The organism is Streptomyces sp. cg40 (assembly GCF_050320165.1).
Taxonomy (GTDB): domain Bacteria; phylum Actinomycetota; class Actinomycetes; order Streptomycetales; family Streptomycetaceae; genus Streptomyces; species Streptomyces hokutonensis.
The window spans coordinates 3,407,015-3,433,097 of record NZ_CP190128.1 but is presented as its reverse complement, the minus strand read 5'-3'; the positions used below and the strand labels follow the sequence as shown (position 1 = coordinate 3,433,097).

General features: G+C 70.2%; 20 protein-coding genes. 15 read left to right on the top strand and 5 right to left on the bottom strand.

Annotated elements, in window-relative coordinates; all coding sequences use genetic code 11:
• Positions 1–38: 38 nt before the first annotated feature.
• The gene (locus tag ACQHII_RS14850; protein WP_427919760.1) at positions 39–1,283 is read right to left on the bottom strand and encodes a CAP domain-containing protein; all 1,245 of its coding nucleotides are present in this window, start codon (positions 1,281–1,283) and stop codon (positions 39–41) included.
• Positions 1,284–1,438: 155 nt separating this feature from the next.
• On the opposite strand from ACQHII_RS14850, the gene ACQHII_RS14845 reads away from it, so the two are divergent.
• The 4 genes from ACQHII_RS14845 to ACQHII_RS14830 all read left to right on the top strand — a co-directional run bounded on the left by ACQHII_RS14845 (position 1,439) and on the right by ACQHII_RS14830 (position 7,724).
• The gene (locus ACQHII_RS14845) at positions 1,439–1,720 is read left to right on the top strand and encodes an acylphosphatase (RefSeq protein ID WP_381244567.1); all 282 of its coding nucleotides are present in this window, start codon (positions 1,439–1,441) and stop codon (positions 1,718–1,720) included.
• Between the two features lie 392 nt (positions 1,721–2,112).
• Positions 2,113–2,313, top strand: a complete 201-nt coding sequence (locus ACQHII_RS14840; RefSeq protein WP_019068749.1) for a hypothetical protein — start codon at positions 2,113–2,115, stop codon at positions 2,311–2,313.
• 216 nt (positions 2,314–2,529) lie between these two features.
• Positions 2,530–6,126, top strand: a complete 3,597-nt coding sequence (smc, locus tag ACQHII_RS14835) for a chromosome segregation protein SMC (protein ID WP_427919759.1) — start codon at positions 2,530–2,532, stop codon at positions 6,124–6,126.
• 176 nt (positions 6,127–6,302) lie between these two features.
• Positions 6,303–7,724, top strand: coding sequence for a sugar porter family MFS transporter (locus ACQHII_RS14830; protein ID WP_427919758.1), 1,422 nt, complete (start codon positions 6,303–6,305; stop codon positions 7,722–7,724).
• Between the two features lie 89 nt (positions 7,725–7,813).
• On the opposite strand, the gene ACQHII_RS14825 is transcribed toward ACQHII_RS14830, so the two are convergent.
• Together ACQHII_RS14825 and ACQHII_RS14820 are read right to left on the bottom strand one after the other, a co-directional pair.
• A complete protein-coding gene (locus tag ACQHII_RS14825; protein WP_427919757.1) occupies positions 7,814–8,173 on the bottom strand; it encodes a hypothetical protein in 360 nt (119 codons plus the stop codon).
• Between the two features lie 63 nt (positions 8,174–8,236).
• Positions 8,237–9,208, bottom strand: coding sequence for an LLM class flavin-dependent oxidoreductase (locus tag ACQHII_RS14820; RefSeq protein ID WP_427919756.1), 972 nt, complete (start codon positions 9,206–9,208; stop codon positions 8,237–8,239).
• Positions 9,209–9,384: 176 nt separating this feature from the next.
• On the opposite strand from ACQHII_RS14820, the gene ftsY reads away from it, so the two are divergent.
• Entirely contained in the window at positions 9,385–10,572 is a 1,188-nt protein-coding gene (ftsY, locus tag ACQHII_RS14815) for a signal recognition particle-docking protein FtsY (RefSeq protein ID WP_427919755.1), read from the top strand.
• Positions 10,573–10,715: 143 nt separating this feature from the next.
• Here ftsY and ACQHII_RS14810 read toward each other — a convergent pair whose 3' ends face one another.
• On the bottom strand, positions 10,716–11,381 hold the full coding sequence (locus ACQHII_RS14810; RefSeq protein ID WP_427919754.1) for a bifunctional DNA primase/polymerase: 666 nt from the start codon (positions 11,379–11,381) through the stop codon (positions 10,716–10,718).
• Positions 11,382–11,827: 446 nt separating this feature from the next.
• On the opposite strand from ACQHII_RS14810, the gene ACQHII_RS14805 reads away from it, so the two are divergent.
• The 6 genes from ACQHII_RS14805 (at position 11,828) to ftsH (ending at position 21,676) form a co-directional block, all read left to right on the top strand.
• Entirely contained in the window at positions 11,828–13,312 is a 1,485-nt protein-coding gene (locus tag ACQHII_RS14805) for a hypothetical protein (protein WP_427919753.1), read from the top strand.
• A gap of 572 nt (positions 13,313–13,884) precedes the next feature.
• Entirely contained in the window at positions 13,885–15,219 is a 1,335-nt protein-coding gene (locus tag ACQHII_RS14800) for an ammonium transporter (RefSeq protein ID WP_427919752.1), read from the top strand.
• A complete protein-coding gene (locus ACQHII_RS14795) occupies positions 15,216–15,554 on the top strand; it encodes a P-II family nitrogen regulator (RefSeq protein ID WP_003997576.1) in 339 nt (112 codons plus the stop codon). Before ACQHII_RS14800 ends, ACQHII_RS14795 begins: the two co-directional genes overlap by 4 nt.
• A 24-nt stretch (positions 15,555–15,578) precedes the next feature.
• Positions 15,579–18,029: a [protein-PII] uridylyltransferase gene (locus ACQHII_RS14790; RefSeq protein ID WP_427919751.1), complete on the top strand. Its 2,451-nt coding sequence runs from the start codon at positions 15,579–15,581 to the stop codon at positions 18,027–18,029.
• Between the two features lie 81 nt (positions 18,030–18,110).
• On the top strand, positions 18,111–19,664 hold the full coding sequence (gene ffh, locus ACQHII_RS14785; RefSeq protein WP_427919750.1) for a signal recognition particle protein: 1,554 nt from the start codon (positions 18,111–18,113) through the stop codon (positions 19,662–19,664).
• Between the two features lie 74 nt (positions 19,665–19,738).
• Positions 19,739–21,676 (top strand): ATP-dependent zinc metalloprotease FtsH, encoded by a 1,938-nt coding sequence (gene ftsH, locus ACQHII_RS14780; protein ID WP_427919749.1) that lies wholly within the window; start codon positions 19,739–19,741, stop codon positions 21,674–21,676.
• A gap of 6 nt (positions 21,677–21,682) precedes the next feature.
• Here the strand turns inward: ftsH and ACQHII_RS14775 are convergent, their stop codons facing one another.
• Positions 21,683–22,540 carry an SAM-dependent methyltransferase gene (locus tag ACQHII_RS14775; RefSeq protein WP_427919748.1) on the bottom strand — a complete coding sequence of 286 codons (858 nt, stop codon included), beginning with the start codon at positions 22,538–22,540 and terminating at the stop codon, positions 21,683–21,685.
• Between the two features lie 198 nt (positions 22,541–22,738).
• Between ACQHII_RS14775 and proS the strand changes: the two genes are divergently transcribed.
• From proS to ACQHII_RS14755, 4 genes are all read left to right on the top strand, one after another.
• Positions 22,739–24,154 (top strand): proline--tRNA ligase, encoded by a 1,416-nt coding sequence (gene proS / locus ACQHII_RS14770; protein ID WP_427919747.1) that lies wholly within the window; start codon positions 22,739–22,741, stop codon positions 24,152–24,154.
• 260 nt (positions 24,155–24,414) lie between these two features.
• A complete protein-coding gene (locus ACQHII_RS14765; RefSeq protein WP_019068763.1) occupies positions 24,415–25,011 on the top strand; it encodes a hypothetical protein in 597 nt (198 codons plus the stop codon).
• Positions 25,012–25,298: 287 nt separating this feature from the next.
• On the top strand, positions 25,299–25,718 hold the full coding sequence (gene rpsP, locus ACQHII_RS14760) for a 30S ribosomal protein S16 (RefSeq protein WP_200709732.1): 420 nt from the start codon (positions 25,299–25,301) through the stop codon (positions 25,716–25,718).
• A 2-nt stretch (positions 25,719–25,720) separates the two neighbouring features.
• The gene (locus tag ACQHII_RS14755) at positions 25,721–25,960 is read left to right on the top strand and encodes an RNA-binding protein (protein WP_005479813.1); all 240 of its coding nucleotides are present in this window, start codon (positions 25,721–25,723) and stop codon (positions 25,958–25,960) included.
• The last annotated feature ends 123 nt before the right edge of the window (positions 25,961–26,083 follow it).

Genomic DNA, 26,083 nt, shown 5'->3' with positions numbered 1-26,083 from the left:
GTGCCTGCCGGTGCCTGCCGGTGCCTGTCTGCGTCGGACTAGTACCCGAAGTCCTGCGTCCACCACGGGCCGCCGGTGCCGAAGTGCACACCGACACCCAGGGTCTTGAAGTCGCAGTTCAGGATGTTGGCCTTGTGGCCGGGGCTGTTCATCCAGGCGTCCATGACCGCGGCCGCGTCGGCCTGGCCTCGGGCGATGTTCTCGCCGCCGAGGTTGGTGATGCCGAGCGTCTCGGCCCGGTCCCACGGGGTGGCCCCGCTGGGGTCGGTGTGGTCGAAGAAGTCCTCGTCGGCCATCTGCTTGCTGAAGTTCTCGGCCAGCGTGGTCAGCGAACTGTTGGCGGCCACGGGGGTGCAGCCGGCGATCGCCCGCTGCTCGTTGACGAGCTTGAGCACCTCGGCCTCGGCGGCGGCCTCCGCGGAGACCGTCACGGGTGTGTCGGCGGTCTGCGTCGGCGTCGGGGTGGGCTTCGCCGAGGGAGTCGAGGTCGTCGGCTCCTCGGTCGGGGTGGCCGCCGGCTTCTTTGCCGGGGCCTTGGTGGCGGGAGCGGTGGCGGACTTGGTCGGAGCCGCCGACGGAGAGGCCGCGCGGTTGGCGTCACGGCTCGTGGCCGAGCCGGAGTCGCGGGACTCGGCGCTGCCGGAGGTACCGCCCTGCTCGGTCGCCGAGTTGGACGGCGAGCCGGCGGCCTGCACCTTGTCGCTGTTGTTGCCGCCGCCGAGCTTGTAGTTGTCCAGCCCGGGCATGGCACCCGCGGCGACCGCGACCGTGCCGATGGCGACGGCGGCGGAGACCCCGATCAGACCCGTCTTGACGGGCGTCACGGCCTTGCGCTTACGACGGCGTCCACGGCCGTTGCCCGGGCGTGAGCCGTCGCCACGGGAGGCGGCCGCCTCCGGGAAGACCACGGCGTAGTCCTCCTCGGTGGCGAAGAGATAGGCCTCGCTCTTCAGCCGGGTGTCGGCCTTCAGGCGGGACTCGGCCCGCAGTCGGGCCTCGGACTTCGGAGGTGCCTCGTGGTGCGCCTGAGGCTGGTGACTCGAGTGAGCCTGGTGGTTCGGGTGGAGCTCGGCGGGGCCCTCCGGGTGCAGATAGGGCGCCATGCCGATCGTGGAGCCGTCCGCCGGGTTCCAGTCGAAGCGGTCGTTCCGGTCGGAGCGGTCGTTCCAGTCGTACGAGTCGTGCGGGTCGTAGCCGCTCGTGTATGAGCCGTGCGTCTCTGTGACCCCCGTGGCGCGGCTCGTGGCGGCGCGGCCGGCGGCGGAGCGTCGGTGGCGTCCCATGTCCTTGCCTTTCGTCCTTGCGGTCAACTCGTCCGTGCGGTGACCCAGCTCACTCGATCGAGTGAGTTTCATATGAGATTCATTGGGGCGGACGGTACCGCATGGCGGGTGGGGAGCAAGTGTCCCGAGAGACATTGGCCGGTTAGGTTGCAGCCATGAGCGAGGATGTGCGGTTGGTCGCCTGGGTGCGAGGGCGTGTGCAAGGTGTGGGTTTTCGGTGGTTTACCCGTGCCAAGGCCCTGGAGATCGGGGGCCTGAGTGGTTTTGCTCTCAATTTGGGCGACGGGCGCGTGCAAGTGGTCGCGGAGGGATCGCGCGCGGGCTGCGAAGGACTCCTCGACTGGCTCCGGGGGCACGACACGCCCGGGCGCGTGGACGGCGTGACCGAGATCTGGGACACACCTCGGGGCGGTTACGACGGCTTCGCGATCCGCTGAGCACATTCTCCGGAAAGGTGTAAAGCGGCCCCGGTGGAGGCGGAGGGACATGCCACCAGCACCTGCCCTCAGCAGAAATGGCCTGGTGGTTGCCAAGAACGGCTCGCTCTGGCAGGCTCCGCACCTAAGGATGATCGCCAGTCCCGTCAGGCCCCGCAGGAGCCGCAGCGCCGCCCGGTCAGGGCCGCGCAGCCCCGGGTTGCCCGCCAATACGGGGCGTGATCGTGTTGACCGTCAAACATTTTGGTGAGACGCTGAAAACCCCGCGCACCTTAGCTGTTTGGCATGGAAGAACAGCAGAGCAACCCTCGAGTGTGTCAAGCATCGCGGGTGCGATTCCCTCACGACCCACACCGCTTCGGTCGGTCACTCAGTGTGGAGGACCATCCATCATGGCAAAGGCGCTTCTCGGTTACGTCGGCGGCTCCGACCCGCGACTCCTCGCCGAGATGCGACGGCTCCAGCAGCGCGTCCAGGACCTGGAATCCGAGCTCGTACGGATCCAGGAAGAGAACGACGCGCTGACGGCTGCCGCAACTCACGATTCGCTTCTCGAGCTCGACGCACGCCAGGCGGAGCCCGCGCTCACCTGATCACTGCACCGCATCATGACAAGCAGTGGTTGGGCGGCCCGTATCAACCGCTAAGTTGTCAGAGTTTGCAAGGGACGCTTCGGCGTCCCTTCTTTCTTTCCCCCGCAAGCCTCCACCCTCTTTAACGTTTGGTGTGCCCTGCACGTTCAAGGGCGAAACCGCGGGGAACCGGACGTTCATGGAGAGAGCGAGCAGCGGAAGGTAGAGTCCAGCGGCGTGCACCTCAAGGCCCTGACCCTGCGGGGGTTCAAGTCGTTCGCCTCGGCGACCACGCTCCGGTTCGAGCCGGGGATCACGTGCGTCGTCGGTCCGAACGGCTCGGGCAAGTCCAATGTGGTGGACGCGCTCAGCTGGGTCATGGGCGAACAGGGCGCCAAGTCGCTGCGCGGCGGCAAGATGGAGGACGTCATCTTCGCCGGCACCACCGGCCGCCCCCCGCTGGGCCGCGCCGAGGTGTCCCTGACCATCGACAACTCCGACGGGGCGCTGCCCATCGAGTACGCCGAGGTCACCATCACGCGGATCATGTTCCGCAACGGTGGCAGCGAGTACCAGATCAACGGCGACACCTGCCGCCTCCTCGATATCCAGGAACTCCTCTCCGACTCCGGCATCGGCCGCGAGATGCACGTCATCGTCGGCCAGGGCCAGCTCGACTCCGTCCTGCACGCCGACCCCATGGGCCGCCGCGCCTTCATCGAGGAGGCGGCCGGCGTCCTCAAGCACCGCAAGCGCAAGGAGAAGGCGCTCCGCAAGCTGGACGCGATGCAGGCCAACCTCGCCCGCGTGCAGGACCTCACGGACGAACTCCGCCGCCAGCTCAAGCCCTTGGGCCGCCAGGCCGCGGTCGCCCGCCGCGCCGCCGTCATCCAGGCGGACCTCCGGGACGCACGCCTGCGCCTGCTCGCCGACGATCTCGTACGACTTCGCCAGGCGCTGAACACCGAGATCGCCGACGAGGCCGCGCTCAAGGAACGCAAGGAAGCCGCCGAACTGGAGCTGCGCAAGGCCCTCCAGCGCGAAGGCCTCCTGGAGGACGAGGTACGGCAGCTCACCCCGCGCCTCCAGCGCGCCCAGCAGACCTGGTACGAGCTGTCCCAGCTGGCCGAGCGGGTGCGCGGCACGATCTCGCTGGCCGACGCCCGAGTGAAGAGCGCGACTTCGGCGCCCCCCGAGGAACGGCGCGGCCGTGACCCCGAGGACATGGAGCGCGAGGCCGCCCGCATCCGCGAGCAGGAGGCCGAGCTCGAAGCGGCCCTGGAGGCGGCCGAACACGCCCTGGAGGACACGGTCGCCCACCGCTCCGAACTGGAGCGTGAACTCACCGCCGAGGAAAGGCGGTTGAAGGACGTCGCCCGTTCCATCGCCGACCGCCGCGAAGGCCTCGCCCGGCTCAACGGCCAGGTCAACGCGGCCCGTTCACGCGCCGCCTCCGCCCAGGCCGAGATCGACCGCCTCGCCTCCGCCCGCGACGAGGCCGAGGAACGGGCATCGGCCGCACAGGAGGAGTACGAGACCCTCCAGGCCGAGGTCGACGGCCTCGACGCGGGCGACGAGGAACTCTCCGAGCAGCACAAGGCGGCCCGGGCCGCACTCTCGGAGGCTGAAGCAGCCCAGTCCGCCGCCCGCGAGGCAGCCACCGCGGCAGAACGCCAGCGCGCCGCCACCCAGGCCCGCCGCGACGCCCTGGCACTGGGCCTGCGCCGCAAGGACGGCACGGGGATACTGCTCGGCGCGCGGGACAGACTCACGGGCGTGCTGGGCCCGGCGGCGGAACTGCTGACGGTCACACCGGGCCACGAGGTAGCCCTGGCAGCGGCCTTCGGGGCGGCGGCGGACGCGATCGCGGTGACGACACCGGCGTCAGCGGCGGACGCAATCCGCCTGCTGCGCAAGCAGGACGGGGGCAGGGCGGCCCTGCTACTGGCCGCAGATTCAACTCCGCCCACTGAGGCGCCCCAAAGGGGCGCGGGGAACGGCGCGACCAGCCACGACGAACCCGCAGACGCCCAACGACAATTCGCGGCAGACCTGGTACGCGCCCCTAACGACCTCATGCCCGCGATCCGCCGCCTCCTCCACGACATCGTCGTAGTGGACACCCTCGAAGCCGCCGAACAACTCGTATACACGCACCCCGAGTTGACCGCGGTGACGGCCGAAGGCGACCTCCTCGGCGCCCACTTCGCCCACGGCGGCTCCGCCGGCGCCCCCAGCCTCCTCGAAGTACAGGCTTCCGTAGACGAAGCCGCCGCCGAACTCGAAGAACTCGCCGTCCGCTGCGAGGAGTTGACCGCTGCCCAGCAGTCCGCGACCGAGCGCCGCAAGGAATGCGCCGCGCTGGTCGAGGAGTTGGCGGACCGCCGCCGGGCGGCAGAACGCGAGAAGTCGGCCGTGGCACAGCAGTTGGGACGGCTGGCCGGGCAGGCGCGTGGGGCCGCAGGCGAGGCTGAACGTTCCGCCGCTGCCGCCGCACGGGCGCAGGACGCGCTCGACAGGGCCGTAGAAGAGGCAGAAGTACTCGCCGAACGACTGGCCGTCGCCGAGGAGATGCCGGTAGAGGAGGAGCCCGACACCTCCATCCGGGACCGCCTCGCCGCCGATGGCGCCAATGCTCGCCAGACCGAGATGGAGGCCCGCCTCCAGGTCCGTACGCACGAAGAGCGGGTCAAAGGCCTCGCCGGCCGCGCCGACTCCCTGGACCGTGCCGCCCGAGCGGAGCGCGACGCACGCGCGCGGGCGGAGCAGCGGCTCGCGCGGTTGCGGCACGAGGCCGCCGTCGCGGAGGCCGTTGCCTTCGGGGCGCGGCAACTGCTCGCGCACGTCGAGGTGTCATTGCGCCGCGCAGACGAGGAGCGGACCGCCGCCGATGCCGCCAAGGCCCGGCGGGAGCAGGAGTTGACCGCCGCCCGCAACCAGGGACGTGACCTCAAGGGCGAGCTCGACAAGCTGACCGACTCGGTGCACCGCGGTGAGGTGCTCGGTGCCGAGAAGCGGATGCGGATCGAGCAGCTGGAGACCAAGGCGCTGGAGGAGCTGGGGGTGGAGCCGGCGGGGCTGATCGAGGAGTACGGGCCGCATCAGCTCGTGCCGCCCTCGCTCGCCGCCGAGGGAGAGGTGCTGCCGGAGGATCCCGAGGACCCGCGCAACCAGCCCCGTACGTTCCACCGTGCGGAGCAGGAGAAGCGGCTGAAGTCGGCCGAGCGGGCGTACCAGCAGCTGGGGAAGGTCAACCCCCTGGCGCTGGAGGAGTTCGCGGCGCTGGAGGAGCGGCACAAGTTCCTCAGTGAGCAGCTGGAGGATCTGAAGAAGACCCGCGCCGACCTCCTTCAAGTGGTGAAGGAGGTCGACGAGCGCGTCGAGCAGGTCTTCACCGAGGCGTACCGGGACACGGCGATCCAGTTCGAGGGTGTGTTCAGCAGGCTGTTCCCCGGTGGTGAGGGACGGCTGATCCTGACCGATCCCGACAACATGCTCACCACCGGTGTGGACGTGGAGGCCCGGCCGCCCGGCAAGAAGGTCAAGCGGCTCTCCCTGCTCTCCGGCGGCGAGCGGTCTCTGACCGCCGTGGCGCTGCTGGTGTCGATCTTCAAGGCGCGGCCCAGCCCGTTCTACGTGATGGACGAGGTCGAGGCGGCGCTCGACGACACCAACCTCCAGCGGCTGATCCGGATCATGCAGGAGCTCCAGGAGGCCTCGCAGCTGATCGTGATCACCCACCAGAAGCGCACGATGGAGGTCGCCGACGCGCTGTACGGCGTCTCCATGCAGGGCGACGGGGTGTCCAAGGTGATCTCGCAGCGGCTTCGCTAACCAAGCTTCAACTCTTCAAGCTTTAGCCGGTTTCTGGATCATTTTGAATTCATAACTTGAAGGCATAGTCTCGTGTGCGTTACAAGTACCTTCGAGTGGTGATCGGCCACGAGCTATGCGCCACTGGAAGGGTCGCCCCCCACCCGGCAGCGTTGCCGGTGGCCCGAGGAGTACACGTGACCGGCACAACGCAGGCGTCCAAGTCAGGAGCCCCGGCGGCTCATCCCGAGCATCTCGGGCACGTCATCTTCATCGCGGCGGCGGCCGCGATGGGCGGCTTCCTCTTCGGCTACGACAGCTCCGTGATCAACGGCGCGGTCGAGGCGATCCGCAGCCGCTACGACATCGGCTCCGCGGCCCTCGCCCAGGTCATCGCGATCGCCCTGATCGGCTGTGCCATCGGCGCGGCGACCGCCGGCCGGATCGCCGACCGCATCGGCCGTATCCGCTGCATGCAGATCTCCGCCGTGCTGTTCACCATCTCCGCCGTCGGCTCCGCGCTGCCCTTCGCGCTCTGGGACCTCGCCTTCTGGCGGATCATCGGCGGCTTCGCCATCGGCATGGCCTCCGTCATCGGCCCCGCCTACATCGCCGAGGTCTCCCCGCCCGCCTACCGCGGCCGGCTCGGCTCCTTCCAGCAGGCCGCGATCGTCATCGGCATCGCGATCTCGCAGCTGGTCAACTGGGGTCTGCTGAACGCGGCCGACGGCGACCAGCGCGGCCAGCTCATGGGCCTGGAGGCCTGGCAGGTCATGCTCGGCGTCATGGTGGTCCCGGCCGTCCTCTACGGCCTGCTCTCCTTCGCGATCCCCGAGTCCCCGCGCTTCCTGATCTCCGCGGGCAAGCTGGACCGCGCCCACGCGGTGCTGCGTGAGGTCGAGGGCGACGACATCGACCTGGACGCCCGCGTCGCCGAGATCGAGCACGCGATGAAGAGCGAGCACAAGTCGACGTTCAAGGACCTGCTCGGCGGTGGCGGCTTCTACTTCAAGCCGATCGTCTGGGTCGGCATCGGCCTCTCGGCCTTCCAGCAGCTCGTCGGCATCAACGTCGCGTTCTACTACTCCTCGACGCTGTGGCAGTCGGTCGGCGTCGACCCCACGGAGTCGTTCTTCTACTCCTTCACGACGTCGATCGTGAACATCATCGGCACCGTGATCGCCATGATCTTCGTGGACCGCATCGGCCGCAAGCCGCTGGCCCTCATCGGCTCGGTCGGCATGGTCGTCGGTCTCGCGCTGGAGGCCTGGGCCTTCTCCTACGACCTCGTCGACGGCAAGCTGCCCTCCGCGCAGGGCTGGACCGCGCTGATCGCCGCCCACGTCTTCGTCCTCTTCTTCGCCCTGTCCTGGGGTGTCGTGGTCTGGGTCTTCCTCGGCGAGATGTTCCCGAACAAGATCCGCGCCGCCGCCCTCGGTGTCGCCGCCTCCGCGCAGTGGATCGCCAACTGGGCCATCACCGCGAGCTTCCCGTCGCTGGCCGACTGGAACCTCTCCGCGACCTATGTGATCTACACGGTCTTCGCCGCGCTCTCCATCCCGTTCGTCCTGAAGTTCGTGAAGGAGACGAAGGGCAAGAAGCTGGAGGACATGGGCTGACCCCAGGCCCTCCCCCTGAACTCGGGGAGACGGGCTCCATCCCCCGCCGCCCGTCTCCCCGAAACCCCTTCCGTCCTACGTCGGTGAGCTCACCAGATGAGGACGCCGCCGCCGATCTCCCGCGCGCGCAGGGCGGCCGACTCGATGTTGTCCAGCCGGCTTCCGACCAGGTCGGGAGCCTCTCCCACGGCCGCGGCGACGGCTTCGAGATGCTCCCGCAGCAGCGTGACCTCGCGCAGGAACTCCGGTACGTCCGCGGCCTCGACGTACAGGTCGCTGGAGGCCAGCACGGGCAGATACGTGGCACCGAGCGACCGTACGGCCGGCGAACCCCACACGGTCTCCCGCCAGTTCTCGAAGCCGGCCGAGTCGTTGCACCCCTCCGGAACGTCGAGCACGTTCCACCGGCCGTCCGCGTCACGCAGGAACACATCCACTGCCAAGGTCATGACCGCAGTGGACCACCGGTGGACCGGCCGGTCCACCGGTTACGGGTAAGAGTCACTCCCCGCTCACTCCCCGAGCACCGGCAGCACCCGCTCCGCGAACAGCCGCAGGCTGCGCCATCCCTCCTCGACCGGCATCCCGCCCGCCAGCGGATGCAGTACGAGATTGTCGAGGCCCAGCGCCACGCACTGGTCCGGCGTGAGGATCCGGTACACGCCCTCCGCCCGCAGCTCGGCCACATTCGTGGCCCCCGACTTCACCGCCGAGCGGATCTCCCCGGACTGCCAGGAGGCGTAGGTCCGCGCCTCGTGCAGGAAGTGCGCGCCGTACTCGGCCCAGGCCCGGTCCGGGTCCTCGGCGATGTGCAGCAGCGGGGTCTCCGCGCCCGGCATCATCGTCCAGCCCTCGGTGCCGTACTCCACGAGCCGGTCCTTGTAGTACGCCTCCAGGTCGGGCAGATGCGCGCTCGGGAAGAAGGGCAGCCCCAGCCGGGCGGCCCGGCGCGCGGCGGCCTTGGAGGAGCCGCCGACCAGCAGCAGGGGGTGCGGATCGGAGAAGGGGCGCGGGGTGACCCGTACCGTACGGCCCCGGTACTCGAACTCCTCGCCGGACCACGCCTTCAGGACCGTCTCCAGCAACTCGTCCTGGAGCCTGCCGCGTTGCTTCCACTCCACGTCGAACTGGGCGTATTCCTCCGGGCGGTAGCCGATCCCGGCCACGGTCACCAGCCGGCCGCCGCTCAACAGGTCCAGTACAGCGATGTCTTCGGCCAGCCGGAGCGGGTCGTGCAGCGGGCCGATGACCGCGGAGACGGTCACCGCGATGTGCCGGGTCGCGCCGAAGACCGCGCCCGCGAAGGCGAACGGCGACGGCATCCAGTTGTTGGCGACACCGTGGTGCTCCTCCGTCTGCACGGTGGTGATCCCGTGCTCGTCGGCGTACGCAGTCATCTCCAGGGCGGCCCGGTAGCGGGCGCTCAGCGAGGCGGGGGTGGCGCCGGGTTCGACGAGGTTGAAGCGGACGACCGAGACGGGCATGGGAGGTCCCCCTTCCGTGTGTGGTGGGGGACGTTAGCTGACGGTATGTCAGATAGCCATGGGCATGACTGCGGCGGTTCGGGGCCGGCGCGGATGACGGCGACACCGACGGCGACCACCCGGCCGCGCGCCCGCGCTGGGCCCCGGCCAGGCCCATGGCTGATACTGGGTGGGTTATGGAAACCGTCATCCTTGCTGTAGTCATCGCCGTGGTCGTGCTCGGTGCGCTCGGCGGGCTCGTCGTCGGCAGCCGGCGCAAGAAGCCGCTGCCCCCGCCGCCCACCTCCGTGCCCGACATCACCGCCCCGCCGGCCGAGCCGCACATCGGCGACGAGGCCGAGACGCCGCGCGACGAAGCGCGCCGGACCATAGAGGAGGTGGACCTCCCCGACGGCTCGGCCCCGGTCGCCGTCGAGGAACCCCCCGTACTGGAGGTCCCCGAGCCGACCGCCGGACGCCTCGTCCGGCTGCGCGCCCGGCTCTCCCGCTCGCAGAGCGCGCTCGGCCAGGGGCTGCTCACGCTGCTGTCCCGCGAGCACCTCGACGAGGACACGTGGGAGGAGATCGAGGACACCCTCCTCACCGCCGACGTCGGCGTCGCGCCCACCCAGGAACTCGTCGACGCGCTGCGCGAGCGGGTGAAGGTGCTCGGCACCCGGACCCCGCAGGAGCTGCGCGCGCTGCTCCGCGAGGAACTGCTCAAGCTGGTCGGCACCGATGTCGACCGGACCGTGAAGACCGAGCCCGAGGACCGCAAGCCCGGGATCGTGATGGTCGTCGGGGTCAACGGCACCGGCAAGACCACGACCACGGGCAAGCTCGCCCGGGTGCTCGTGGCCGACGGCCGTACCGTCGTGCTCGGTGCCGCCGACACGTTCCGGGCCGCCGCCGCGGATCAGCTCCAGACCTGGGGTGAGCGGGTCGGGGCCCACACCGTGCGCGGGCCCGAGGCCGGTGACCCCGCCTCCGTCGCGTTCGACGCGGTGAAGGAGGGCAAGGAGATGGGGGTCGACGTCGTCCTCATCGACACGGCCGGGCGGTTGCACACGAAGACCGGGCTCATGGACGAGCTCGGCAAGGTCAAGCGGGTCGTGGAGAAGCATGCGCCGCTCGACGAGGTGCTGCTCGTTCTTGATGCGACCACTGGGCAGAACGGGCTGGTGCAGGCGCGGGTCTTTGCCGAGGTCGTGGACATCACGGGCATTGTGCTGACGAAGCTGGACGGTACGGCGAAGGGCGGGATCGTTGTCGCCGTGCAGCGGGAGCTGGGGGTGCCGGTCAAGCTGATCGGGCTGGGTGAGGGGGCGGATGATCTGGCGCCCTTTGAGCCGGAGGCGTTTGTCGATGCCCTTATCGGGGACTGATCGGCTGTTTGTTTGCTGCGGGTCGGTGGGGGCTGGTCGCGCAGTTCCCCGCGCCCCTATCGGGCGCGTTGCAGTGAGCCCGTTCCGAGAAGTGCCCGTCCCTCAACTCACCGTTAGGGACGGGCACTTCGTCGTTCTACGACCTATGCGCGCGATCTGTGTGCCACGTACGCCAGCGTGCCCAGCAGCAAGCGTGCCGCCGGGGGCCTCGTAGCGGAGTCCAACGCGGGGGAGCGCAGCCAGCGGACCGGGCCCAGGCCGCCTCGGTCGGAAGGGGGAGCCGTGATGTGGGTGCCGGGGCCTAGGCCGCGCAGGTCGAGGGAGGTGGGGTCGTCCCAGCCCATGCGGTAGAGGAGGGAGGGGAGTTCGGCTGCTGCGCCGGGGGCGACGAAGAAGTGGGCGCGGTGGTCCGGGGTCGCCGCCACCGGGCCCAGGGGGAGGCCCATGCGCTCCAGGCGGGCCAGGGCGCGGCGGCCCGCGGGCTCGGCCACCTCGATGACGTCGAAGGCGCGGCCCACCGGCAGCATCACCGACGCGCCCGGCAACTCGGCCCAGGTCTCGGTGACTTCGTCGAGGGTCGCGCCGGCCCGTACCTCGGGGGCGAAGGCCAGCGGATGCGCGCCCGGCGCGGGGCACTTGGTGTCGCCGCAGGAGCACGCGCCGCCCGCGGCCCGTGCGCCCGCGACCACGTCCCAGCCCCACAGCCCGGTGAACTCGGCCACGGCCGTGCACTCCGAGGTGCGGCCGCGGCGGCGCGTGCCGGACCGGATGTCGCGGATACCCCGGCTGCTGCCGATCGTGAAGCCCATGCCCCCTCCAACGGGTCCAACGCACCGGTGGTTACGAGACGGATGCGGATCGTCACTCTGCGTCCACGCCTACCCGGTGCCGCTGGGTCCAGGCGGCGCCCAGGAGCATCCCGGGTGGTGTGCTTGGCGGCACGCGCCCCTGCGTGCACCGCTGCGCCCACCTCCGGCCGTCCTATGTCAAGTGAATCGTGCGCGGGCAACCGTAGGTTCATTCGAAGGGGTGGCGAATGGTGGCGTTTCCGGGATCGCCGTGGCTGGACGGGTGATCGTAGGATTACTTTGTGTGCACAAGCCCTCGGGGCACATGCACTCGTGGGTATGCCGGAGGCAACTCGTCATCTCGTTCGAAGGGTGACAAGTGCGGGACGGGAAGCCGTATTTACCGGCATTCTGATAGGGCTTGGCGCACAGCGGCGACAAGTGGTTCCAGGGATGGGGGCGTTCCAGTGGGCGGCAACGGCGGAAGCGGGACGACCGCGGCCAGTACGGACAAGCGCCCCAATGAGCTGCTCGGCTCGTGGTTCGTGCGCAGTGGCTGGTCCAAGGGCGAGCTGGCACGCCAAGTGAACCGCCGGGCGCGCCAGTTGGGCGCCAACCACATCTCCACGGACACCTCCCGCGTGCGCCGCTGGCTGGACGGCGAGAACCCGCGCGAGCCGATCCCGAGGATCCTCTCGGAGCTGTTCTCCGAGCGCTTCGGCTGTGTCGTCTCGGTCGAGGACCTGGGTCTGCGCGCCGCCCGCCAGGCACCGTCCGTGTCCGGCGTCGACCTGCCCTGGACGGCCCCGCAGACGGTGGCCCTGCTCAGCGAGTTCTCGCGCAGCGACCTGATGCTGGCGCGGCGCGGCTTCCTCGGAACCTCGCTGGCCCTGTCCGCGGGGCCGTCCCTCATCGAGCCCATGCAGCGCTGGCTGGTCCCCGGCCCCTCGGCCCTCCCGCCGGAGCCCGAGCCCGCCGGGTCCTCCCGGCACGTCGGGCGGCTCTCCAGGCCGGAGTTGGAGCTCCTTGAGTCCACCACGGCGATGTTCCGCAAGTGGGACGCCCAGTGCGGCGGCGGCCTGCGCCGCAAGGCGGTCGTGGGACAGCTGCACGAGGTGACAGACCTCCTCCAGGAGCCCCAACCCGACGCCACCAACCGCAAGTTGTTCAAGGTCGCCGCCGAACTCGCCGAGCTGGCCGGGTGGATGTCGTACGACGTGGGGCTCCAGCCCACCGCGCAGAAGTACTTCGTCCTCGCCCTGCACGCGGCGAAGGAGGCGGGCGACAAGCCGCTCGGGTCGTACGTGCTGTCCAGCATGAGCCGTCAGATGATCCACCTCGGCCGGCCCGACGACGCGCTGGAGCTGATCCACCTCGCGCAGTACGGCAGCCGGGACTGCGCGAGCCCGCGGACCCAGTCGATGCTGTATGCGATGGAGGCCCGCGCCTACGCGAACATGGGGCAGCCCGGGAAGTGCAAGCGGGCCGTCCGGATGGCCGAGGACACCTTCGCCGACGTGCACGAGTGGGACGACCCGGACCCGGACTGGATCCGTTTCTTCTCCGAGGCAGAGCTGTACGGCGAGAACTCGCACTCCTATCGCGACCTCGCCTACGTCGCCGGCCGCAGCCCCGCCTACGCCTCGCTGGCCGAGCCGGTCATGCAGCGGGCGGTGGACCTCTTCGCCAAGGACGACGACCACAAGCGGTCGTACGCGCTCAATCTCATCGGCATGGCCACCGTGCACCTGTTGCAGCGGGAGCCGGAGCAGGGCGCGGTGCTCGCGGCCGAGGCGATGACCGTCGCCAAGAAGGTGCGCTCCGAGCGCGTGAACACTCGTATCCGAAAGACCATCGACACGGCGGTCCGCGACTTCGGCGAACTGGCCGAGGTCATCGACCTCACCGACCGGCTCGCCATAGAGCTCCCCGAGACCGCCGAGGCGGTCTGAGCCCCCCAGGCCCCGGCCGCGGCCGGCCTTCCCGAACCGCCCGACTCGGCTCCCCCATGCCAGGTCATCGGAAGGCCGACCGCGGCCGGTTTCATGTGCGTCCGCGGATCGGGCGGCGGCCGGTACGGCGGTGCGGGCCGGTGGTCACAGGACCGTCCGGCCCTTCCTGACTCGTATTCGAAAGACCGTCCGCGCGGCGGTGCGCGGTGCCCGGACTCCGACCGGAATCGCCGACCCCGCCGGGAGGCACCCGACCGGGCCGCGGGAGAGGGCCGAAGGGGCCCGGACCCCATGCCCCGGCGCCCCCGCGCCGGGCCGCCACAACTCCGGCCGCGGCCGGTTTCCCGCCGCCGGGGAAGGTTGCGCGACGATAACGATCGCCCGACCGGAGATCCGGCAGTTCATCGACGCGTAACACGCGCGGCGCCTTCGTCACCCCGGCGAAACAACGTGGGGCTTCGACCGAAACCGCGCTGCGCCAATCTCATGGCGCATAACCGGACCCCCCGCCTTGACCGGACCGCATCCAGGCTTCGCCCGCACGGGGCCGTACAACCGACGAGGAGACGCCGATGGCATCAGCCGCCATCACGCTTGCCGCGGAGGCACCCAAACTGTCCTCCGCGAACACAGGCTTCATGCTCATCTGTTCCGCCCTGGTGTTGCTCATGACACCGGGACTCGCCTTCTTCTACGGCGGCATGGTCCGCGTCAAGAGCACCCTGAACATGCTGATGATGAGCTTCATCAGCATCGGGATCGTCACCATCCTGTGGGTCCTCTACGGCTTCTCGCTCGCCTTCGGTTCGAGTAACGGCTTCATCGGCTACGACTCGCACTGGCTCGGCATGAGCGACGTCGGACTGACGGACCTCTGGCCCGGCTACACCATCCCGATCTTCGTCTTCATGGTCTTCCAGATGATGTTCGCGGTCATCACCCCGGCCCTGATAAGCGGTGCCATCGCCGACCGCGTGAAGTTCTCGGCCTGGTGCCTCTTCGTCGCCCTTTGGCTGACCGTCGTCTACGTCCCGGTCGCCCACTGGGTGTGGGGCGCCGACGGCTGGGCCTTCAAGCTCGGCGTGATCGACTTCGCCGGTGGTACCGCGGTCCACATCAACGCCGGTGCCGGCGCCCTCGGCGTCATCCTGGTCATCGGCAAGCGCGTCGGCTTCAAGCGTGACCCCATGCGTCCGCACAGCCTTCCGCTGGTCATGCTCGGCGCCGGTCTCCTGTGGTTCGGCTGGTTCGGCTTCAACGCCGGTTCGTGGCTCGGCAACGACGACGGCGTCGGCGCGCTGATGTTCGTCAACACCCAGGTCGCCACCGCCGCCGCCATGCTCGCCTGGCTCGCCTACGAGAAGATCCGCCACGGCGCGTTCACCACGCTGGGCGCGGCCTCGGGTGCCGTCGCCGGTCTGGTCGCCATCACCCCCTCGGGCGGTGCGATCTCCCCGCTCGGCGCGATCGCGGTCGGTGCCATCGCCGGTGTCGGCTGTGCCGCGGCCGTCGGCCTCAAGTACAAGTTCGGCTTCGACGACTCCCTCGACGTCGTCGGCGTCCACATGGTCGGCGGTATCCTCGGCTCCCTGCTGATCGGCTTCTTCGCCACCGGCAAGGGCCAGTCCGCCGCGACCGGCGTCTTCTACGGCGACCACTCCTTCACCCAGCTGTGGAAGCAGTTCGCCGGTGTCGGCGCGGTCCTGGGCTACTCCCTGGTGGCCTCCGCGGTCCTCGCCTTCCTCCTCGACAAGACCATCGGCATGCGGGTCACCGAGGACGAGGAGATCTCCGGCATCGACCAGGCCGAGCACGCCGAGACCGCATACGACTTCAGCGGCGCCGGCGGCGGCCTCAGCGGCGGCACCCTCACCGCTGCCACGGAGACGAAGAAGGTGGACGCATGAAGCTCATCACCGCCGTCGTGAAGCCCCACCGGCTCGACGAGATCAAGGAAGCCCTCCAGGCCTTCGGGGTCCACGGTCTGACGGTCACCGAGGCGAGCGGCTACGGTCGTCAGCGGGGACACACCGAGGTCTACCGGGGCGCCGAGTACACGGTCGACCTGGTCCCCAAGATCCGCATCGAGGTGCTGGCCGAGGACGACGACGCCGAGCAGCTGATCGACGTCATCGTCAAGGCCGCCCGCACCGGCAAGATCGGTGACGGCAAGGTCTGGTCCCTCCCGGTCGAGACGGCCGTCCGGGTCAGGACCGGCGAGCGCGGACCGGACGCGCTCTAAAAAGAAACGAACAGGAGTCGCTGGGTGACGAGTACGGACGTGCGCAAGGATGCAGAGGACTCCGGACCCAGCGGCTACGCGGCGGCCCGGCTGCGCCTCCTCACTGAGGGGGCGCGGTCCGGGCCGCCGCGCCGTGCCGCCCTCGCCGAACTGACCGACGACTGGCTGACCGGCCTCTTCGCCGCCGGCAACGAAGCACTCAAGGGCGTCTCCCTGGTCGCCGTCGGCGGCTACGGCCGCGGTGAACTCTCCCCGCGCAGCGACCTCGACCTGCTCCTCCTGCACGACGGCTCGGACTCCGGCGCGGTGGCCGCGCTCGCCGACCGCATCTGGTACCCCGTCTGGGACCTCGGCCTCGCCCTGGACCACTCGGTCCGCACTCCGGCCGAGGCCCGCAAGACCGCGGGCGAGGACCTCAAGGTCCAGCTCGGCCTCCTCGACGCCCGCCACATCGCCGGCGACCTCGGCCTGACCGCCTCCCTGCGCACGGCCGTCCTCGCCGACTGGCGCAACCAGGCGCCCAAACGCCTCCCCGAACTCCAGGAACTCTGCGCCGAACGCGCCGAGCGCCAGGGCGAGTTGCAGTACCTCCTCGAACCCGACCTCAAGGAGGCCCGCGGCGGCCTCCGCGACGCCACCGCGCTGCGCGCCGTAGCGGCCTCCTGGCTCGCCGACGCCCCGCGCGAGGGCCTCGCCGACGCCCGCCGCCGCCTCCTCGACGTACGCGACGCCCTGCACCTCACCACCGGCCGCGCCACCGACCGGCTCGCACTCCAGGAGCAGGACCAGGTCGCCGCCGAGCTGGGCCTCCTCGACGCGGACACCCTGCTGCGCCAGGTCTACGAGGCGGCGCGCGTCGTGTCGTACGCCAGTGACGTCACCTGGCGCGAAGTGGGGCGCGTGCTGCGGTCGCGGGCTGTGCGGCCGAGGCTGCGCGCCATGCTCGGCGGGGGCGCCAAGCCGACCGCCGAGCGCTCGCCGTTGGCGGAAGGCGTGGTCGAGCAGGACGGCGAGGTGGTGCTCGCCCGCGCCGCCCGCCCCGAACGCGACCCCGTCCTCCCGCTGCGCGCCGCCGCTGCCGCCGCGCAGGCCGGACTCCCGCTCTCGCTGCACGCCGTACGGCGCATGGCGACCACCGCGCGCCCGCTGCCCACGCCCTGGCCCGCCGAGGCGCGCGAACAGCTCGTGACGCTGCTCGGTTCCGGTCAGCCGACGGTGGACGTGTGGGAGGCGCTGGAGGCGGAGGGCCTGATCACGCGGCTCCTCCCGGACTGGGAGCGGGTGCGCTGCCGGCCGCAGCGCAACGCCGTGCACATCTGGACCGTCGACCGGCACCTCATCGAAACCGCCGTCCGCGCCTCGGAGTTCGCCCGCCGCGTCAGCCGCCCCGACCTCCTGCTGGTCGCCGCGCTGCTGCACGACATCGGCAAGGGCTGGCCCGGCGACCACTCCGTGGCCGGCGAGATCATCGCCAAGGACGTGGCCGCCCGCATCGGCTTCGACCGCGCGGACGTCGCCGTACTCGCCACGCTCGTACGCCATCACCTGCTCCTCATCGACACGGCCACCCGGCGCGACCTGGAGGACCCGGCGACGGTCCGCTCGGTCGCCGAGGCGGTCGGTACGACGGGCACGCTGGAGCTGCTGCACGCGCTGACGGAAGCGGACGCGCTGGCCACCGGCCCGGCCGCCTGGTCGTCCTGGCGCTCCTCCCTCGTCACCGACCTGGTGAAGCGGGTCGCCGCGGTCCTCTCCGGGGACGCCCCCGAGGAGCCCGAGGCGGGCGCGGCCACGGCGGAACAGGAACGCCTGGCGATCGAGGCGGTGGCGACGGGCGGCCCGGTCCTCGCACTCCGCGCGCAGACCGAACCCCCGTCCGAGGACGAGCCCTCGGGCGACCCCGAACCGCTCGGCGTGGAGCTCCTGATCGCCGTACCGGACCAGCCGGGGGTACTCCCCGCGGTGGCGGGTGTCCTCGCGATGCACCGCCTGACGGTTCGCACGGCGGAGTTGCGCGCCCTGGACCTGCCGGACGGCGTGGAGGGCTCGGTGCTGCTGCTGAACTGGCGGGTCGCCGCCGAGTACGGCTCCCTGCCCCAGGCGGCCCGGCTGCGCGCGGATCTCGTACGGGCCCTGGACGGGTCGCTGGACATCGCGGGCCGCTTGGCGGAACGGGACGCGGCCTACCCGCGCCGCCGGGGCGTCGTGGCACCGGCCGCCCGCGTGACGGTCGCCCCGGCGGCCTCCCGGCACGCCACCGTCATCGAGGTGCGCGCACACGACGCACCCGGGCTGCTGCACCGGATCGGCCGGGCACTGGACGAGGCGAAGGTCCGGGTCCGGAGCATGCACGTCAGCACGCTGGGCTCGAACGCGGTGGACGCGTTCTACGTCACCGGCGCGGAGGGCACGCCCCTGCCGGCGGCGGAGGCGACAGCGGTCGCGCGCAAACTGGAGGAGACGCTGCGCGGCTGACCCGTGACCCGGTCTTGTGCGACCGGGATACCCTGGAGGGCGATTCCCCAATAGCCACCGACCCCGAGGACCGCGAGCGCCGTGTTCGATACTCTCTCTGATCGCCTCTCAGCCACTTTCAAGAACCTGCGCGGCAAGGGACGGCTCTCCGAGGCGGACATCGACGCCACCGCGCGTGAGATCCGGATCGCGCTGCTCGAAGCGGACGTTGCGCTGCCCGTCGTCCGTACGTTCATCAAGAACGTCAAGGAGCGTGCCCTCGGCGCCGATGTCAACAAGGCGCTGAACCCGGCCCAGCAGGTGCTGAAGATCGTCAACGAGGAACTCGTGACGATCCTCGGCGGCGAGACCCGGCGGCTGCGGTTCGCCAAGAACCCGCCGACCGTGATCATGCTGGCCGGTCTCCAGGGTGCCGGTAAGACGACCCTCGCGGGCAAGCTCGGCAAGTGGCTGAAGGACCAGGGGCACTCGCCGCTGCTCGTCGCCGCCGACCTCCAGCGCCCGAACGCGGTGAACCAGCTGAGCGTCGTCGCCGAGCGCGCCGGTGTCGCGGTCTACGCGCCCGAGCCGGGCAACGGCGTCGGTGACCCGGTCAAGGTCGCCAAGGACTCCATCGAGTTCGCCAAGTCCAAGGTCCACGACATCGTGATCGTGGACACCGCCGGCCGCCTGGGCATCGACCAGGAACTGATGCAGCAGGCCGCGGACATCCGCGACGCGGTCGGCCCGGACGAGATCCTGTTCGTCGTCGACGCGATGATCGGTCAGGACGCGGTCAACACCGCCGAGTCCTTCCGCGACGGCGTCGGCTTCGACGGCGTGGTGCTCTCCAAGCTCGACGGCGACGCCCGCGGTGGTGCGGCCCTGTCGATCGCCTCGGTCACCGGCAAGCCGATCATGTTCGCGTCGAACGGCGAGAAGCTCGACGACTTCGACGCCTTCCACCCGGACCGGATGGCCTCCCGCATCCTCGACATGGGTGACCTGCTCACCCTGATCGAGCAGGCGGAGAAGACGTTCAGCCAAGAAGAGGCCGAGAAGATGGCCTCGAAGCTGGCGTCCAAGAAGGGCCAGGACTTCACCCTCGACGACTTCCTGTCCCAGATGGAACAGGTCAGGAAGATGGGCAGCATCAGCAAGCTGCTCGGCATGCTTCCCGGCATGGGCCAGATCAAGGACCAGATCAACAACCTGGACGAGCGGGACGTCGACCGTACGGCCGCGATCATCAAGTCGATGACCCCGGCCGAGCGCGCCGAGCCGACCATCATCAACGGCTCGCGCCGCGCCCGTATCGCCAAGGGCTCCGGCGTCGAGGTCAGTGCCGTGAAGGGCCTGGTCGAGCGGTTCTTCGAGGCCCGCAAGATGATGTCCCGCATGGCGCAGGGCGGCGGGATGCCCGGCATGCCGGGGATGCCGGGCATGGGCGGCGGCCCCGGCCGCACCAAGAAGCAGCCCAAGCAGGCCAAGGGCAAGCAGCGTTCCGGCAACCCGATGAAGCGCAAGCAGCAGGAGCTGGAGGAAGCCCGCCGCCGTGAGGCCGGCGCGGCCCAGGGCGGCAACGCGTTCGGACTGCCCGAGCAGGGCGGCCAGGACTTCGAGCTCCCGGACGAGTTCAAGAAGTTCATGGGCTGAGCCTTCACAGGGTCCATGCCCTGAGTTCACCCCCTGCGCATGCCAAGGGTTGGCCCGTGTCGTAACGTCCCGATATGACCAACCCCGCGCCGCCGCGCAAGTCACCCGATCAGCCCTGGCGTACGGAGGGCACCCCGGACGAGCCTCCGAAGCCGTCGCCGGGCGGGAAGAAGATGCGCGGCGGCTGGTGGAGCCTGATCCTCACCGCGCTGGTCGTGTACCTGATCGCCAACCTGATCCTGTCGTTCTTCAACGAGGGCGACGAGCCGACGATCTCGTACACGGAGTTCAGCAAGCAGGTCGACGCGGGCAACGTCACCAAGATCTACGCCAAGGGCAACGCGATCCAGGGCCAGCTCAAGAAGGGCCAGGACAACCCGGACGGCGGCGGCAAGTACACCAAGTTCGACACCGAGCGGCCGACCTTCGCGGACGACCAGCTCTGGGAGGACCTGACCAAGCACAACGTCACGGTCACGGCGGAACCGGTCGTACAACACCGTAGTTTTCTGGCCAATCTCCTGATCTCGCTGGCCCCGATGCTGCTCCTGGTCTTCCTGTGGATCTTCATCGCGCGGCGGATGAGCTCGGGGCTCGGCGGCGCGGGCGGCATGCTCGGCCGCAAGGCCCCGCCGAAGCCGGTCGAGCTGGAGCCGGGCAAGCAGCGCACGACCTTCGAGGACGTGGCCGGCATCGACGAGGTCGAGGGCGAGCTGAACGACGTCGTCGACTTCCTCAAGAACCCCGACGCCTACCGGAAGATGGGCGCCAAGATGCCGCGGGGCGTGCTGCTCGCGGGCCCGCCCGGCACCGGCAAGACGCTGCTCGCGCGGGCGGTCGCGGGGGAGGCGGGGGTGCCGTTCTTCTCGGCCTCGGCCTCCGAGTTCATCGAGATGATCGTCGGTGTCGGTGCCTCGCGCGTGCGTGAACTCTTCGCGGAGGCCCGCAAGGTGGCCCCGTCGATCATCTTCATCGACGAGATCGACACCATCGGCCGCGCGCGGGGCGGCGGTTCGGGTATGGGCGGTCACGACGAGCGCGAGCAGACCCTGAACCAGATCCTCACCGAGATGGACGGCTTCTCCGGCTCCGAGGGCGTCATCGTCATCGCGGCCACCAACCGCGCCGACGTCCTCGACCCGGCCCTCACCCGCCCCGGCCGCTTCGACCGGGTCGTCGTGGTCTCGCCGCCCGACCGGGGCGGACGCGAGGCGATCCTGGAGATCCACACCCGCGAGATCCCGCTCGCGAAGGACGTGAACCTCGCCCAGGTCGCCCGTACGACCCCGGGCATGACCGGCGCCGAACTCGCCAACCTCGCCAACGAGGCCGCCCTCCTCGCCGTCAAGCGCAAGCAGAGCGAAGTCACCCAGTCCGACCTCTCGGAAGCCCTGGAGAAGGTCCAACTGGGCGCCGAACGCCCGCTGGTGATGCCCGAGGAGGAGCGCCGGCGCACCGCCTACCACGAGAGCGGCCACGCCCTCCTCGGCATGCTCCAGCCCGGCGCCGACCCGGTCCGCAAGATCACCATCGTCCCGCGCGGGAGGGCACTCGGCGTCACGCTGTCGACGCCGGATTCGGACAAGTACGCGTACACCGAGGAGTACCTGCGCGGCCGGATCATCGGCGCCCTCGGCGGCATGGCGGCGGAACAGGTCGTCTACGGGGTGATCACCACCGGCGCGGAGAGCGACCTCGAACAGGTCACCAACATCGCGCGCGGGATGGTCGCCCGCTGGGGCATGAGCGAGCGCGTCGGCCGCCTCTCCGCCCTCCCGAACGACGCCCAGCAGGCCTACGGCCTCGCCGCCGCACCGCAGACCCTGGACGTGATCGACGACGAGATGCGCCGCATCGTGGACGAGTGCTACGACGAGGCCTGCCGCAAACTCCGCGACCACCGCGGCCAGTTGGACTCGCTCGCCGAGGCACTCCTGGAGAACGAGACGCTGGAGGAGGCGGACGCGTACCGCATCGCGGGCGTCACGCGCCTCTTCAAGGAAGAGCCGTAGTCATCCTCAGGTCGTACGCGCGACCACATACCGGAAGACGTTCGGCATCCACACCGTGCCGTCCTGCCGCCGATACGGATGCAACGCCTCCGCCAACTCCTTCTCCACCTGCACCTGGTCCGTCGCGGTGATCGCCGCGTCGAAGAGCCCCGTGGACAGCAGTCCTCGTACGGCACTCTCCACGTCGGCGTACCCGAAGGGGCACGACACCCGCCCGGAGCCGTCCGGCCGCAGACCGGCGCGCTGGGCGACCTCCTCCAGGTCGTCGCGCAGGGCCGGGCGCCAACTGCCCGCGCTGCGCAGCGGATCGGCCATCCTGGCGGCCACCCGGAGCACGGACGACGTGGCGCAGCGCTCCGGCGGACCCCAGCCGGCCAGCACCACGGGTGCTCCGTGCCCGGTCAACGGAGTGGCGGACGCGAGCAGTTCGCCGAGTCCCTCCGCGTCGCCCGCGAGACACCCGATGGGCTCGAAGGCGGTCACCAGGGTGTACGCGGGCGTCTCCGCGTCGGCCGCGTCCCTGGGGGAGCCGTAGACGAGCCGGGTGTGCGCACGCGCGCGTGGGGACCACGGGTCCGGCAGCAGGCGCTCGCGGGCGAGGGCCAGGCGTTCGGGGGAGGAGCGCTCGACACCGGTGACCGACGCGCCTCTGGAGGCAGCCATCAGCAGGGCGAGCCCGGAGCCGCAGCCGAGGCCGAGCAGCCGGGTGCCGGGCCCCACTTCGAGTCGCTCGTAGACGGCTTCGTAGAGCGGTACCAGCATCCGCTCCTGGATCTCGGACCAGTCACGCGCGCGTGCACCCAGGTCCACACGGGGCGCGGGCCCCGCATGAGGCAGGTAGTGCCGCACGAGCGTAGGTGTCATCGAAAGCGCCCCAATCCGCCGAGAGTTGTGGCCGTGCCCGTTTCCGAGGCCCCCGTGATGTGCGCTCGCACTTCCCCCGTATGCCAGCAAACTCCGCGCTCGCTACGGCGTCCAGGGTTTGTGGGGCCCGGCTTGTGGCTTCTCTGTGGGAGTGGCGAGAATTCACATGACGGCAACGTGGGCCCGTACCATCGCGCCATGGCGAAGGCACCCGTACTCACACCGCGGGCGGAAGATTTCCCCCGCTGGTACCAGGATCTGATCAGCAAGGCCGAGCTGGCCGACAACGGACCGGTGCGCGGCTCCATGGTCATCCGACCGTACGGGTACGGCATCTGGGAGCGGATGCAGGCCGAGATGGACGCCCGGATCAAGGAGACGGGCACCGAGAACGCGTACTTCCCGCTGCTGATCCCGCAGTCCTACCTCGCCCGCGAGGCCGACCACGTCGAGGGCTTCGCGCCCGAGCTGGCCGTGGTCACGCACGGCGGCGGCAAGGAGCTGGAGGAGCCCGCGGTCGTCCGGCCCACCTCCGAGATGATCATCAACGAGTACTTCTCGAAGTGGGTGCAGAGCTACCGCGACCTGCCCCTGCTGATCAACCAGTGGGCGAACGTGGTCCGTTGGGAGCTGCGCCCCCGGCTCTTCCTCCGCACGAGCGAGTTCCTCTGGCAGGAGGGCCACACGGCGCACGCGACCTACGAGGAGGCGCGTGACTTCGCCGCGCACATCCACCGCGATGTCTACGAGGACTTCATGGTCAACGTCCTCGCGATGGACGTCGTACCGGGACGCAAGACGGTCAAGGAGCGGTTCGCGGGCGCGATCAACACCCTCACCCTGGAAGGGATGATGGGCGACGGCAAGGCGCTGCAGATGGCGACCAGTCACGAGCTGGGCCAGAACTTCGCCAAGGCCTTCAACACCCAGTACCTGTCCAAGGAGGGCCGGCAGGAACTGGTCTGGCAGACCTCCTGGGGCTCCACCACGCGCATGATCGGCGCCCTGGTGATGATGCATGGCGACGACGACGGCCTGAGGGTCCCGCCGCGGCTGGCGCACATCCAGGCCGTCGTACTCGCGATCAAGGGCGACGAGGCGGTTCTGGCCAAGGTCCGCGAGCTCGGGGCCCGGCTGAAGGCGGCGGGCGTCCGCGTCCGGGTCGACGACCGTACGGACGTCCCCTTCGGGCGCCGGGCCGTCGACTGGGAGCTCAAGGGCGTGCCCGTACGGATCGAGATCGGGCCCCGTGACCTGGAGAACGGCACCGCGATGCTGGCCCGCCGGATCCCGGGAGGCAAGGAGCCGGTGGCGATCGACTCCCTAGTGGAGCGGCTTCCCGTCATCCTTGAGGAGGACCAGGCGCTGCTGCTGAAGCAGTCCCGGGAACGGCGCGAGTCCCGTACCTCCGAGGTGTCCACGATCGGGGAGGCCGTCGAGGCCGCCACCGCCGGCGGCTGGGCGCGCATCCCGTGGGCGGCACTGGGCGAGGAGGGCGAGGCCGAGCTGGCCGAACACGCGGTCACCGTACGGTGTCTGGTCGCCGAGGACGGGTCGGTACCGGACGCCGACAAGGCACCCGGTAACGTCGCGGTCGTCGCGCGCGCTTACTGAAGCAGCGGCCTCCGGCGGCAGAGCGACCGAAAGGCCTCTTGCGCAACGGCGGACGACAGCTCCCCCGGCGCGCGGACACCGTCTACGCGCCGGGTCGTACGGAGGACTACGCACCAGCTTGGTATGAGCTGTGAGGCTTCTCCGCAGATCAGCGCACCCGCCCTCGTCAGGACGCATCAGCGGCAACTGACGGGTACGTGCAAATTATTTGGGATGCCCCGGAATCGGAACACAGGGGCACTCCGGCTCGTTGTCATTACGTGAGCACGACACAGACACCACCTGTTCTCGCCGCAGAGCTGGCAGAGGCGTGGGCCGACATTCAGCGGTACCACCCCGAACTGCCCGATCTGGCCGCGCCCGAGTCCCTGATCGGAGAGTCGTCGTCCGCCTGCGGACACGAGCTCTCCTTCGAGCGACTGCTCCATGAGGCAGTCCATGGCATCGCCGCCGCGCGCGGCGTGCGCGACACGTCCCGTGCCGGCCGCTACCACAACCGCAGATTCCTCGCGATCGCCGAGGAGCTGGGCCTGGACCACCCCGACGAACCGCATCCCAGCAGCGGTTTCTCGCTGGTCCAGCTCAACCCCGAGGCCAAGCGGCGCTACCGGCCGACGATGGAGCGACTCCAGCGCGCGCTGAAGGCGCACACCGTCGCCACCTCCGCGGACACCTCCCGTACCTTCCGCGGCCCGGCCGCCCGGCACGGCTCCTCCGGTGGCGGGGTCCGCGTCAAGGCGGTGTGCGACTGCGGTCGTAACGTACGGGTCGTCCCGTCGGTGCTGGCCCAGGCGCCGATCGTGTGCGGGGGCTGCGGCAAGCCCTTCCGCATCCCGGAGGTCGTGGGCGCGGCCTGAGGGTGCGGCTGCTCGTGGCAGCCGCACCCCGCAGGGCCGGGTTGCGTACACCCGCGCCGGTCACCTCCCGGCGCCGGGTGTCGCTTCCGCATGGCCGGGAGCATGCGGGGGCATGCTCCCCGGTCGGGCGAACCGCCAGGGTGTGGCACAATGACTAGCTGTACTCGACAGCCGCACAGGAACCCTCTCGCCTCCGGCTGACGCGTCCATCGGGCACTCGGGTACCGCAACCCCACGCGGCCATCTCGCCGTGCCCAACCACGTCAAAACCAGGAGAACCCACTCCCGTGGCAGTCAAGATCAAGCTGAAGCGTCTGGGCAAGATCCGTTCGCCTCACTACCGCATCGTCGTCGCCGACTCCCGTACCCGCCGTGACGGCCGGGCCATCGAGGAGATCGGTCTGTACCACCCGGTGCAGAACCCCTCGCGCATCGAGGTCGACACGGACCGCGCGCAGTACTGGCTGGGTGTCGGCGCGCAGCCGACCGAGCCCGTGCTCGCCATCCTGAAGCTCACCGGCGACTGGCAGAAGTTCAAGGGCCTGCCGGCCCCGGCTCCGCTGCTCGTGGCCGCGCCGAAGGCCGCCCGTCCCGTGTTCGACGCCCTCGGTGGCGACGACGCGAGCAAGGGTGAGGCCATCACCCAGAAGAAGAAGGCCGACAAGAAGGACGAGGCCGCGGCCGAGTCCGAGTCGACCGAGGCCTGAGCATGCTCGAGGAGGCTCTCGAGCACCTCGTGAAGGGCATCGTCGACAACCCTGACGATGTGCAGGTCGCCTCGCGCGACCTGCGTCGTGGGCGCGTGCTGGAGGTCCGGGTGCACCCCGACGACCTCGGCAAGGTGATCGGCCGCAACGGCCGTACCGCTCGCGCGCTGCGCACCGTCGTGGGCGCAATCGGCGGCCGAGGCGTCCGTGTCGACCTCGTCGACGTGGACCACGTCCGCTGACGTTCATCGCATACCGGCTCGGGCCGGGGAGGGCCTGCGGGCCGTCCCCGGCCCGTTGTCGTAACCAGTCCTCGTACTGGTCGTCCTAGTCGTCGCCGTACTCGTCGCAATACAGGAGAGCAA